This is a genomic window from Clostridium felsineum DSM 794, from assembly GCF_002006355.2.
GTDB classification, from domain to species: domain Bacteria; phylum Bacillota; class Clostridia; order Clostridiales; family Clostridiaceae; genus Clostridium_S; species Clostridium_S felsineum.
On record NZ_CP096980.1, the window covers coordinates 437586 to 451418 of the forward strand.

Below are 13833 nucleotides of genomic sequence, written 5' to 3' on the forward strand. Positions count from 1 at the left end.
AGAGAAGGTTAAGAAAGTTAGCATGAAAAGAATAAAAGAAATTTTTAGTGACTATGGAAATGGTAACATAAATAGTGCTGTAGTAGAATCGGTAGTCTTAAAGAAGAAAAGTAAGACATTAGAAATGAAAATAAGTTCCGATAGGTATATCGAAATAAGAGAATTTCAAAGGTTTAATAGCTTCATAAAAAAGAGGTTTAAACTAGATGATTCTGTGATTGAGGTAAACTATCTTGATGGAACCAATAAAAAACCCATAAAAGATGAAATAAAAGATATTGTGCTTTCTATGACAGATAAACATCCTGTTTTAAAAGCATTAATAAATAGTAGTAAATGTGAAGTTGAAGAAAATACTATAAATTTCAAATTTAAGATTGCAGCAGCAGATTTTTTTAAGTCTATGAATTATGATAAAAAGCTTTATAATGCAATAAAAACTCTTTATGGTGCAGCCTATAATATAAATTTTGTTGACAATGTAAGTAGTGAAGAGTTGATGCTTCAGCAAGAGGCTAGAGATCAAGAAATGCTGGCAATTTCAAAACAAATAAAAGAGGCTATGGGAAGTACTACTCAAGCTTCTGTAGAACCAGCTGTAGTCAGGGAAAATACATATAAAAAAGAAGAAGGTAAAGAAGAAGGCAAGGGTAAAAAAGTTGATTCTTTATTGATATTAGGAAGAAGTTCTAAAATTAAAGAAAATGTTATAAAAATAACTGATATCACGCCTGATGAAGGAAAGGTAGCTATAGAAGGTGAGATATCAAACATAGAAACAAGAGAGCTAAAAAGTGGAAAGACTTTGGTTTCATTTGATTTATACGATGGATCAAGTTCTATGACCTGCAAATCTTTCTTAAAACCAGGTGAAGACGGTGAAGTTATAGGTAGGCTTAAAAAGGCTAAAGGCGTTAGACTTGCAGGGATTGCTGGATACAGTAAATTTTCAGGGGAAGTTGAGATGATTTCTAATACAATAGTAGAAACTGGTGGTATTAGAAGGGCTAAAAGACAAGATAATTCAGAGCTAAAAAGGGTAGAACTTCACATGCATACAAAGATGAGTCAAATGGATGCTATGACAAGTGCAACAGATTTGATAAAGAGAGCTATGAGTTGGGGAATGAAGTCTATTGCAATAACAGATCATGGTGTTGTTCAGGCATTTCCAGAAGCACATAAGCTTTTAGGCAGAGATAATCCTGACATGAAGATAATATATGGTGTTGAAGCGTATCTGACACCTGATAAGAAGCCTGCAGTAATGGATGATAAAGGGCAAAGTATTGATACTACATATTGTGTTTTAGATTTAGAAACTACAGGTTTTTCACCAAAGACTGAAAAAATAACTGAAATAGGAATTATGAAGTATGAGGGTGAAAAGGTAGTAGATAAGTTTAGCTTATTTGTAAATCCTGAAAAACCTATTCCAGCAAGGGTTGTGGAAGTTACTAACATAACTGATGATATGGTTAGAAATGCTGAAACCATCGATAAGGTTTTCCCTAAAATGCTCGAATTTATTAAGGGAACTGTTTTGGTTGCCCATAATGCAGCCTTTGATATTGGATTTTTAAAGCATAATGCTAAAGTTTTAGGATATGAATTTGATTTTACCTATCTTGACACGTTATCCTTAGCACAGGCAGTTTTTCCACAGTATAAGAGTTATAAGCTTGGTAGAATTGCTAAGAATCTAGGAATAAAGGTAGAAGTTGCACATAGAGCCTTAGATGATGTTGATACAACTGTTAAGGTATTTAGTAAGATGCTTGAAATCCTTAAGGAAAGAGGAGCCAAAACACTTGCAGAGGTTGATATATATGCTTCAGATGAAGAGTCTAGAAAAGAGGCGTATAAAAAACCTAGAACTTATCATGCAATAATACTAGCCAAGAACTACGTAGGTTTAAAAAACTTATATAAATTAGTATCTTATTCGCATTTGAATTATTTTTATAAAAAGCCTCGTATATTAAAGAGCCTTTATAGAAAATATTCAGAGGGGCTCATACTAGGAAGTGCGTGTAGTGAAGGAGAGCTTTTTCAAGCAATACTTCTTGGAAAATCTGATGAAGAATTAGAGGCTATTGCTAAGGAATACGATTATTTGGAAATACAACCTTTAGGAAATGATGATTATTTAATAAGAAATGGGCAATTACCAAATAAGGAAGCTATAAAAGATATCAATAGAAAAATTGTAGCATTAGCAGAGAAGCAAAACAAACCTGTAGTGGCTACTGGTGATGTTCACTTTATGGACCCAGAGGATGAGATTTATAGACGTATACTTGAAGCAGGTCAAGGTTTTAAAGATGCTGATGAGCAAGCACCATTATATTTAAGAACTACAGAAGAGATGCTTCAAGAGTTCACATACTTGGGAAGAGAAAAAGCTTACGAGGTAGTAGTTACAAATACCAATAAAGTATCTGATATGTGTGAGAGGATCAGTCCTATTTCACCAGAGAAATGTCCTCCTCATATAGATGGATGTGAACAAACAATAAAGGATATAGCATATGGAAAGGCCCATGAGCTTTATGGTGAGAAGCTTCCAGAAATTGTTCAGCAGAGATTGGATAAGGAACTTGAATCAATCATAAAAAATGGTTTCTCTGTAATGTATATTATAGCTCAAAAGCTTGTGTGGAAATCCAATGAGGATGGATATCTGGTTGGATCTAGAGGATCTGTTGGATCATCCTTTGTGGCGAACATGACAGGTATAACGGAGGTAAACTCTCTGCCACCACATTACAGGTGCCCTAAATGTAAGTACTCTGATTTCTCAGATTATGGGGTTAAGAATGGTTTCGATTTACCTGATAAAGTTTGTCCTGTTTGCGGCGAGAAGTTAGATAAGGATGGTATGGATATACCTTTTGAAACCTTCCTAGGGTTTAATGGTGATAAAGAGCCAGATATAGATCTTAACTTTTCAGGAGAATATCAAGCAAAGGCACATAGATATACTGAAGTAATTTTTGGTAAAGGCACAACCTTTAAGGCTGGAACTATAGGTACAATAGCTGACAAAACAGCTTTTGGATATGTTAAAAAGTATTATGATGAAAAAAATATATCGGTGAATAAGGCTGAAATAATAAGAATTTCAAAAGGATGTACTGGAATAAAAAGAACTACAGGTCAGCATCCAGGTGGAATTATAGTTGTTCCAAAAGGAAGAGAAATATTTGAATTTTGCCCTGTACAGCATCCAGCAGATGATCCGAATTCTGATATTATAACAACACATTTTGATTATCACTCTATAGATCAGAACCTTTTAAAGCTTGATATACTTGGGCACGATGATCCTACAGTTATAAGAATGCTTCAAGATATAACGGGAGTAGATCCTCAAAAGATACCACTAGACGATAAGGAAACAATGTCTTTATTTTCATCTACAAAGGCTCTTGGAGTAACAGAACAGCAGATAAACTCCAAGGTTGGAACTTTCGGTATACCTGAGTTTGGAACTAAGTTTGTACGTGGAATGCTTGTTGACACAATGCCAACGACCTTTTCTGATTTATTATGTATATCAGGACTTTCACATGGTACTGATGTATGGCTTGGAAATGCTAAAGATTTAATTGATCAAGGAATAGTTACTCTAAGTGAAGCTGTTTGTACTAGAGATGATATCATGATCTATCTTATAAAAAAAGGCTTGCCGCCAAACACTGCTTTTAAAATAATGGAGCTTGTACGTAAGGGAAAAGCTTTAAAGGATCCAGAAAAATGGGCAGAATATGAAGCTTTAATGAGGGAACATGAAGTGCCAGAATGGTATATAGATTCATGTAGGAAGATAAAATACATGTTTCCTAAGGCCCATGCAGCAGCTTATGTAATGATGGCATTTAGGATAGCTTGGTTTAAAGTGCATATACCTAAAGCTTATTATGCAGCATACTTTAGTATAAGAGCAAAAGCTTTTGATGCGGAGTTTATGATTTTTGGAAAAGAAACAGTTAAGCAGAAGATGAAGGAAATCCAAATGATGGGTAATGATGCAGGTCCAAAAGATAAAGATATGTATGACGATTTAGAAATAGTTTTAGAGATGTATGAAAGAGGTTTTGAGTTTCTTCCGATTGACTTATATAAATCTCATTCAACAAGGTTTTTGGTAGAGGAAGAAGGTTTAAGACCACCAATAAACAGTATATCTGGTATGGGAAATGTAGCAGCAGATGGTATATATAACGCTATGCAAGAGGAAAAGCCAATAAGCTCCATAGAAGATTTAAAGAAAAGAGCTAAAATAGGAAATGCTGCCATAGAGTCACTTAGAAAGTTTGGATGCTTAAAAGGTCTTCCTGAAAGCGATCAATTAAGCTTTTTCGATACATTATAAATTTAAAAAGAGAATTCTAAAAAAATAGAGTTCTCTTTTGTTTCTTCATAGATTAAACAAGTGGTATAATATGGTATAGTATATAGCTATATATTTTATTATTTTAAAACTTTGTGCACTTAAGAGGAGGTGACTCGTTGAAGTTAAATGAACTCAGAACAATGTTACTGGAAACTGCATCTAAAGCTAGAAAAGAAGAGGGAAAAGATGCTTTTGAAAAGGGTCTAGTTACCTATTTTAAAGGCAAAAGAATAGAAGATATATATCATATTTATAGTAGAGTTAAAGATAAAGTTAGACCACTAGAATTTAATACTCATATAAAAGTGAATTTAGTGACAAAACATGTAGAGGTGGAATGTACTTGTGATGAATTTAAAGAATTTAAGTCAAAGGGATATACATTAAAATGTGGTCATATAACGGCTACTATGTATAAATTTATTAGTCTCCTACCAAGGTCTACTTCTGAAAAAAATATTAAGAAAGATACAGCATTAGAAAGTGAAAGGTTACTCAAACTTATTAGAAAAAAAGGAAATGAGGCTGAATATTATGAACTTTATAAGGGCTTTAAAGAAAAAAAGCTCATACTTCAGCCTAATGAGTTAAGAGGATTTTTAGATAAAGTAAAAAGTAAAAAGCTTAAATTTAAGTTTGATTATATAGAATTTGTAGTACCTATTTTACATAAAGATTTGCCATTAACCTTTAATTTAAAGGAAAGAAATAACTCTATAAGTTTAACAACTCATAAGAGGCTCCCAATATCCTTAAATTCTAATAACGATGTTTACTATTTTAAGGATGAGCTTTATTTACCTTCGAAGGATCAAATCGAAAAATATATTAATATTCAAGATAAATTAGAGAGCTTTAAAGAGATTATATATAGGAAGGATATAGAAAATTATATAAAGTTAGTTTCATATTTGGGCAGTATTTCTAAGGACATTAATATCAATGAAGGACTTAAAAATTTTGCGTCAAGCATGCTGCGATGTGAATTTTTTGTATATGAAGAAAAAGATAAAATTTATTGTGACGTACTCTTAAAGTATGGCAATATAAAAATAAATATATTAAATAAGAAACACAATGTTTTAAGGGATTACAAAGAAGAAGAAAAACTTATTATGAAAATTGAAAAAAATAGTTTTATTAAGTGTGATAACAGATTTATGTTTATAGGTAAGGATGAAGAACTATTTAATATATTAAAAGGGAATGAAAACAGTATTTGTTCTTTAGGTAAGGTTACCTTAGGAAAGGAACTTAAAGATTTAAAAATATATAATTCTAAATTTATTAAAGCTGATTTATATAAAAAAGATGGATATTATGATTTCTCCTACAATATATGTGAAATAGATAGAGAAGAGTTACGCGAAGTATTTGAAGCTTATAAGGATAAAAAGAAATTTTATAAGACAAAGGGAAGAAATTTTTTAGATTTTCAAGATGAAGGAATGAAAAGCTTTCTTAATATGGTTGAAGTATTAAAAATAAATGAAGCTTCAGATTACGGCCAGCTTCATTTAGAAGAAAGTAAGGCTTTATATGTTTACGGGAATATAAAAAACAATGGATTAGCTTTAATAAAGGATTTTGATGAGCTTGAAAATAAGCTAAATAATATAAGTAGTACTAATATAGAAGTATCTGAGGATTTTAATGGTACACTTAGAGAATATCAGGTTAAAGGTTTTAGGTGGTTTAAAGCTTTAAGTGACTTGGGTTTTGGAGGGGTGTTAGCTGATGAAATGGGACTTGGAAAAACAATTCAAGCTATAGCATTTCTATTAGCAAATAAGGATAAGAGAAGCTTTATTGTTTGTCCAACATCGTTAATTTATAATTGGAAAGAAGAAATTTTAAAGTTTGCACCTAAATTAAAGGTCTTAATATTGCACGGTGCAAATAGAAAAAAAGAAATGAAAAGTATAAAGGACTATGAAGTTATTATAACAACCTATGGAACTTTAAGAATGGATATAGAATTTTATTATAACATTATTTTCGATTATTTTATTATTGATGAAGCACAAAATATAAAGAATCCAAAAGCTCAAAATACCAAGGTTATAAAAAGAATAAAAGCAAAGACAAGGTTTGCGTTAACAGGAACACCTATTGAAAACAATTTGATAGAGCTATGGTCTATATTTGATTTTATAATGCCTGGGTATTTGTATTCCAAGGAAAAATTTGAAGAGAAATTTTATTTAGATGAGGAAAACTTAAGAAGTCTTAAACTTTTAATTGAACCTTTTATTTTAAGAAGAACTAAAAAAGAAGTAGTAGAAGAGCTGCCAGATAAAATAGAAAAGAAATTTTTAATAGAAATGACACCATCCCAAAAGGCTGTATATAGTAATTATGTAAAGAACGTAAAGGCCATGATGAAAAGTAACAAAGATGGTAAGATTGAGATATTTTCATATTTAACAAGGCTTAGGCAAATATGCCTTGATCCCTCTATTATATTTGAAGAGTATAAGGGTGGAAGTGGAAAGCTTAAAGTTGTGCTTGAAATAATTAAAGAGCATGAAGGTAAGCTTCTTTTGTTTTCACAGTTCACTTCAGTATTAGAAAAAATTGAAGAACGCTTGAAAAAAGAAAAAATAAAATTCTGTCATTTAGATGGTAAAACAAAACCTAAGGATAGAATTAAAATGGTCAATGAATTTAACGATGATAAGAGCATAAAAGTATTTCTAATATCACTTAAGGCTGGTGGTACAGGTCTTAACTTAACTTCGGCGAATTTGGTTATTCACTTTGATCCATGGTGGAATCCTGCGGTAGAAAATCAAGCTACAGATAGAGCTCATAGAATTGGGCAAAAGGACGTGGTGGAGGTTATAAAATTGGTAGCCAGAGGAACTATAGAGGAAAAAATTATAGAACTTCAAGAAGATAAAAGAGAATTAATAGATAATGTTATTACAGGAGAACTTAAAAGCAGTAAACTACTTAATGGTATTTCAAAAGAAGAGCTTATTAAATTATTTGATAGATAGTGATTTGTTTTAATTTATCAAAAGCCTAAGCTTTAACTAAAAGTAATTAGGCTTTTGATTTATAAATTTATGAATCAAAAGGAGAAGTGTTTTGAAGTTTAATTATAAAAGTTGTACCTTTATCAGGTTCACTTTCAACAGATATTTGTCCATTGCATAACTCTAATATTTTTTTTACAAGTGTAAGACCTAAACCGTTGCCTTGAACAGATCGATCCTTATCGCTTTGGTAAAATTTATCAAAGATATGTTTTTGAGTGTCTATTGACATACCTATACCGGTGTCAGAAATTTTGATTTCAACCCAGTCAGATAATTGATTTAGGGTTATACAAATGGTTCCGTTTTGGGGAGTGAATTTAATAGCATTACTTATTATATTAATCCATATTTGCATTAATAAATCTTCGTTACCATAAAAAATTATAGAGTTAAGTTCAATATCAAGATTTATATTCTTTTCATTCCACTTATTTTCAAAAAATAATAAGGCATGTCGTATTTGTTCATCTAATCTATAAGTAGTTTTTTTTACGATGATTTCTTGATTTTCAAGCTTTGATATTTTTAATATATTACTTGATAGGGTAGATAGCTGCCTGGTGCTTTCTATAATCATTTTTGTATATTCATCATGTTCAATTTCAGATAAAGATTTATCTTGCAGCAGCGTTGCATATCCTTCTATAGACGATAATGGAGTTTTAAATTCATGAGACACATTAGCTATAAAATCATTTCTTAACGTTTCAATACTGCTTAATTCTTGAACCATAAGATTAAAATTATTAGTCATTAAGGTTATTTCTTTAATAAAATGATTGTTAGGAATTCTCACATTAAAATTACCCTTTGAAACTTCATTTAAGGCAGTACTTAATTTAATTATTGGAGTTAGAATTTTTCGACCAACGAATAATAATACTATTGTACTTATAAGCATACTAATAAGCAGTAGTGTAAAAAGTGGATATAAGGGGTTGGAGTTGAATAGGGTTGTATGGCCGAATGTATTTAATGCATATATAATAAATACAACGCCTAAGAAAGAGAAAAACATGGTTGTAAATATAATAAAAGCAAAGTAAAACCAAAGCTTATAGGAATGTTTATGCTTCAACATTTTTTACCACCTTATAACCAAGACCTCTTACTGTGACAATTTCGAAATCCGTACAATCCTTTAAGCGTTCACGAAGCCTATTAATATGAACATCTACTGTTCTTTCATCAGAATCTGAATACATTCCCCAGATTTCATCCATAAGTTGTTGACGAGTGAATATTTTATTAGGATATGAAATGAGTTTATATATGAGGTTAAATTCCTTTTGCGGAATAAGCATATCCTTTTCGTCAAAAGAAATAGTCAAAGCATCGTAGTTTAAAGTGGTTTTTCCACAAGTTATTTTTCTTTCATGGGCTATTTTTGCACGTCTTAACAGAGCGCCTACACGCAAAATCATTTCATGCACATCTATGGGTTTTACCATATAATCATCAATTCCAATGAGAAAAGCCTTACGTTTATCAACAAATTGTTCTTTTGCAGTTATTATAAGTATAGGAAGGTTATAATTTGAATCCCTTAAGTTTTTGGTGAGTTCATAGCCATCCATATTTGGCATCATAATATCAGATATAATTAAATCAATATATTCTTTATCTAAAATTTCAAGTGCAGTTACTCCATTATTAGCCGAAACTGCATGATATCCATTCCTTTCAAGAACTGTACAAAATAATTTCCTTAGTTTATCATCGTCTTCAACAACAAGTATATTGAACATCAGACTTCCTCCTTTATTCTTAATAGAGCTATTATACACTAGAATTAATAACTAAATATAAACTTAAGCATAATGTAAGAATTTTAGTGCGTTATATATAAACGCATAAATGCTAATACATTCTGATTCATAAAAGATTCTAAGGTCGAAGCTCTTTAGTAGGAATATTTTATGATCCATAATGCAAGAATTTTAGTGCGTTATATATATATAAACGCATAAATGCTAATACATTCTGATTCATAAAAGATTTTAAGGTTGAACCTCTTTAGCAGGAATATTTTATGATCCATAATGCAAGAATTTTAGTGCGTTATATATAAACGCATAAATGCTAATACATTCTGATTCATAAAAGATTCTAAGGTCGAACCTCTTTAGCAGGAATATTTTATGATCCATAATGTAAGAAATTTAGTGCGTTATATATAGTTTATATTTAGTTTATATTAGAATGATATACTCCATTTTATAAATTATTTAAAGGAATACTAAGGAGGTACAAATAAATGCTTCAATTGAAAAATGTGGCCAAAAGCTATGTCACTGGAGACTTTACACAAGTTGCACTTAATAAAGTTAGTCTTAATTTTAGAAAAAGTGAATTTGTAGCAATTCTTGGGCAAAGTGGTTCTGGTAAGACTACGCTTTTGAATGTAATTGGTGGTCTTGATAAGTATGATAGTGGAGATTTAATTATAAATGGGCAGTCTACAAAGAACTTTAAAGATAAGGATTGGGATGCTTACAGGAATAACAGTGTGGGTTTTATATTCCAGAGTTATAATTTAATTTCTCATTTAAGTATTGTAGATAATGTGGAGATGGGAATGACTTTAAGTGGTGTTTCTAGCAGTGTAAAGCATAAGAATGCAGTAGAGGCACTAGAAAGAGTGGGTTTAAAGGATCATTTGCATAAGAAACCAAATCAGTTATCAGGTGGACAGATGCAAAGGGTAGCAATTGCTAGAGCATTAGCTAATGATCCGGATATCATCTTAGCAGATGAGCCTACAGGAGCATTAGATACTGAAACAAGCGAACAAATAATGGAGCTTATCAAAGAAATAGCTAAGGACAAGCTTGTTATTATGGTTACTCACAATCCTGAATTAGCTTATAAGTATGCAAATAGAATTGTTAATTTTTCAGATGGAAATATAAAATCAGATAGTAATCCTTTTGACAGTGAGGAAGTTTTAGAAGGTTATAAACTAAAAAAGACAAGTATGAGTTTTGTTACAGCTTTAAAGCTATCAGGAAAAAATATTTTGACAAAGAAATGGCGTACAGCAATTATTTCCTTTGCTTCTAGTATTGGTATTATTGGAATTGCACTTGTTTTAGCTTTGTCCAATGGCTTTAATAAGCAGATTAGTAGCTTTGAAACTGATACAATGTCAAATTATCCAATAACTATTGATAAAACAGCAATGAATCTTCAAATGTCTAAACCGTCGTCTGAAAAGGTGAATTTAAAGAAATATACAGGAAAGAAAAATATATACTCGTACGATTCATCTAAAGATAATCAGGCGCATACTAATGATATAACACAAAAATATATAGATTATTTAAATAAGATGGACAAATCTCTTTTAGATGGAGTTACCTATACAAGAAGTATCAATATGAATATTTTAAAATTGAATGCAGATAAGGCTACGTTGCTTAATACTTCAAAGGTTAATTTTCAAACCTTCCCAAGTAACCCTGATAAGATAGAAAGTAATTATCTTAAAGAAAATTATGATTTACTTGATGGTAGTTATTCAAGTAATAAGACAGACCTTATGCTTGTAGTTGATGAGTATAATAGACTTGATACTTCAATGCTTAAGGAACTAGGGATTGATACTCCAGACGGAAAAAGTATTAATTTTAAAGACATAATTGGAAAACAATATAAGCTTATTATGAACAATGATTATTACGTAAAAACAGGAAATATTTATACAGTTAATGGTGCTGCTACAGATTTATCTAAGCTTTATAACAGTGACAAAGCAGTAACTTTAAAAATTTCTGGAATAGTTAGAGCAAAAGAAAGTTCAAAAGCAGCTTCTCTTTCTTCAGGAATTGCATATTCTGATGAGTTGGCTCAACATTTTATCAATGATGCTGTTAACTCAGAAGTAGTAAAGGCTCAGCAAGGCGCAGATTATAATGTACTAACAGGTGGTATGTTAGCTACTGATTCTACAAAGGCAAGCCAAGCTAATAGTATGAAGCCAGGAATGAATGCAGGTATGGGAAGCGGAAGCATGAGTGCAAATATTGCACCAGAAACTAAAGATAGTGTTCTTGCATCCCTTGGAGCAACAAGTATTCCTAAATCTATTGCATTATATCCAAAGAACTTTGAAGCAAAGAAAAGTATAAAAACTTACTTAGATAAATGGAACAAAGGACTTAAAGAAAAAGATAAAATAGAATATAGTGATTTGTCAGCTACTATGACAAGCTTAACTGGTGGAATTATGAATGGAATTACCCTTGTACTTGTTGCCTTTGCAGCTATATCACTTGTAGTTTCCATGATTATGATAAGTATTATTATCTATATTTCAGTTCTAGAAAGAACAAAAGAAATAGGAATCTTACGTGCATTAGGAGCAAGAAAAAAAGATGTTTCACGTGTATTTAATGCAGAAACGTTTATTATAGGTGCGTGCTCTGGATTAATGGGAATAGGCATTGCGTATCTACTTACAATACCAGCTAACTCAATAATTTATAGTGCTACAGAGCTTAAAAACGTGGCACAGCTTAAACCATCACATGCAATTACCCTTGTTATAGTAAGTGTAGTACTTACTATGATTGCAGGAATTATTCCAGCAAGGATGGCAGCTAAAAAAGATCCAGTGGAAGCACTCAGAAGTGAGTAAATAAACAAATCATAAAAAATATCCACAATTGAAATTAATAATCCACAATAATGGAGCGAAAATCACTCTAATTGTGGATTATTTTTTAAGTTTAGTATATAAGAAAATCCTTTAGCTGTCTTTTTATATTTTTTGAACCCAACTTTTTCAAAGGTTTTCTGAGAGCCTATATTGTAGTGATATATTTCGTTAACATATATTTTATCATAACCGAGGAATTTAGCTCTTTTAGCTAATGTTAGTATGACCCTAAAACCAATTCCCTTATGCCTATAATTTTTATTGCCTATAACTATGGGCATGTCTTCTTTAGAGAAAGTCACGTCACCTATTGGTATATATTTATTTTCAACTTTAAATTCAATGAAATATAGTTCCCCCTTATTATTTAAGTAATAGTACATTCGCTTGAGTTTTGCTTCATCGTAGGGTGTCTTTTTACCATCAACTAGTATCAACGTTTCTAAGTCCTGATACCATTCTAGAGCAAAATCATATTTATCGTGAAATTTTGCTAAACGAAGGATTTCATCAATGTAAATATAATCAGGTTGAGGAAATACTGAAATGTTCATAAGAACCTCCTAGTTTTATTTATTATGTAATTTTATAAACAGTTATAATAACCTTTATACAAAGTTTAATATTAATACTAATTTTATAAACTTATGTATAATATTATCAGAGTATATTGCTTATAAATCAACAAAAGTAGAAATAAAATGTTTAATTATTCATGAACTTTCACGTTTTAAGCATAAGGACATTATTATGAATTGGATATCAATTATTTGAATTTTAATGTAAGGTGTTAGAAAGTCTCGATAGTGAATAAATCACATATAAAAAGGAGAATAATTATGATTTCTAAATTTAAGAAAAGAACAATAGTAGGAGTATTAGTAGTGGCTGCTGTAGGTGCAGGTGTTTTAATAAATGAAAAAAATTAGGGGTGGACAGCAATAAAACAGTTGAAACAAAAACGAACACAAAGATTACAAATAAAGAAGCTGTTTCAAAAAGAGATACCATTTCCCAAAAGGATATTGATAAAAAAGATAGTAAGGTAGTGCTGAAAACTACTAATCCAGATGAAAAACAAACAAATACAGTAACTAGTAAAAAGCTAAATGTAGCGCAAAATAATACGAAGAAGAAGAAAAATAGAACAGCATCAATAGGAAGTAATATTAATAGAAATACATTACCAAATAGTGAAAGTAGTAAATTTACAACTAGGAATTCTACTAAAACTAATCAAAATGAATATGCGGCTCAGCAAGCAGCAATTGCAACTATAAATTATGAAGAAAATTCAAGTAAAATATCATCTGTTAAAGAAAGTCAAGGCGGTGATGGTTACGCTAACTTTTCTGATGGAGATATAGGCGCTACTGTATTTACTAATACTGTAACAAAAAACGGTAAAGAATGTTATACTATTCGTTTAGGTAGCAAATCAATGAGAGCCAACGGTGGCACAGGAACTATAGATATTTTATATGTTGCAAGGATGGGACTGTATATCGTAATAATTAAAATATAATACGAAGAAAAGCTGTCACATTAAAAATAGTGTGACAGTTTTTTTAAAAGAAATATTGGTAGTACATATTTAAACACATATAATTTATTATAAAATTTAAAATTGGATGTAATTGGGATCAATGAGTAAAATTCATTGGTCATTTTCTTATTAGAATAAAATAGGTCAAAATAAGAGTGTCAGTTACACATGATATACAGAGATT

At 30.7% G+C, this 13833-nt stretch carries 7 protein-coding genes; 4 read left to right on the top strand and 3 right to left on the bottom strand.

All coding sequences use genetic code 11. The features are described from left to right. Window positions 1-22 precede the first annotated feature (22 nt). Together polC and CLFE_RS02210 are read left to right on the top strand one after the other, a co-directional pair. Entirely contained in the window at window positions 23-4378 is a 4356-nt protein-coding gene (gene polC / locus CLFE_RS02205; RefSeq protein ID WP_077832889.1) for a DNA polymerase III subunit alpha, read from the top strand. Window positions 4379-4515: 137 nt separating this feature from the next. After that, the gene (locus CLFE_RS02210) at window positions 4516-7401 is read left to right on the top strand and encodes a DEAD/DEAH box helicase (protein WP_169851009.1); all 2886 of its coding nucleotides are present in this window, start codon (window positions 4516-4518) and stop codon (window positions 7399-7401) included. A 67-nt stretch (window positions 7402-7468) separates the two neighbouring features. Here the strand turns inward: CLFE_RS02210 and CLFE_RS02215 are convergent, their stop codons facing one another. Next, the gene (locus CLFE_RS02215) at window positions 7469-8344 is read right to left on the bottom strand and encodes a HAMP domain-containing sensor histidine kinase (protein WP_242951702.1); all 876 of its coding nucleotides are present in this window, start codon (window positions 8342-8344) and stop codon (window positions 7469-7471) included. Window positions 8345-8510: 166 nt separating this feature from the next. Continuing rightward, window positions 8511-9191: a response regulator transcription factor gene (locus tag CLFE_RS02220; protein WP_077832891.1), complete on the bottom strand. Its 681-nt coding sequence runs from the start codon at window positions 9189-9191 to the stop codon at window positions 8511-8513. A 509-nt stretch (window positions 9192-9700) separates the two neighbouring features. On the opposite strand from CLFE_RS02220, the gene CLFE_RS02225 reads away from it, so the two are divergent. Further along, entirely contained in the window at window positions 9701-12082 is a 2382-nt protein-coding gene (locus CLFE_RS02225) for an ABC transporter ATP-binding protein/permease (RefSeq protein WP_077894875.1), read from the top strand. A gap of 62 nt (window positions 12083-12144) precedes the next feature. On the opposite strand, the gene CLFE_RS02230 is transcribed toward CLFE_RS02225, so the two are convergent. Continuing rightward, on the bottom strand, window positions 12145-12657 hold the full coding sequence (locus CLFE_RS02230; protein ID WP_077894874.1) for a GNAT family N-acetyltransferase: 513 nt from the start codon (window positions 12655-12657) through the stop codon (window positions 12145-12147). Between the two features lie 377 nt (window positions 12658-13034). Here CLFE_RS02230 and CLFE_RS02235 point away from each other — a divergent pair, with 377 nt between their 5' ends. Next, complete coding sequence (locus tag CLFE_RS02235; RefSeq protein ID WP_077894873.1) at window positions 13035-13628, top strand: hypothetical protein; 594 nt, start codon at window positions 13035-13037, stop codon at window positions 13626-13628. Window positions 13629-13833 lie beyond the last annotated feature (205 nt).

Excerpts from the sequence above, each read along its gene's own strand:
- CLFE_RS02220 (WP_077832891.1), bottom strand. The coding sequence starts at position 9,191 with ATGTTCAATATACTTGTTGTTGAAGACGATGATAAACTAAGGAAATTA.
- CLFE_RS02215 (WP_242951702.1), bottom strand. The coding sequence starts at position 8,344 with ATGCTTATAAGTACAATAGTATTATTATTCGTTGGTCGAAAAATTCTA.
- polC (WP_077832889.1), top strand. The coding sequence starts at position 23 with ATGAAAAGAATAAAAGAAATTTTTAGTGACTATGGAAATGGTAACATA.
- CLFE_RS02230 (WP_077894874.1), bottom strand. The coding sequence starts at position 12,657 with ATGAACATTTCAGTATTTCCTCAACCTGATTATATTTACATTGATGAA.
- CLFE_RS02225 (WP_077894875.1), top strand. The coding sequence starts at position 9,701 with ATGCTTCAATTGAAAAATGTGGCCAAAAGCTATGTCACTGGAGACTTT.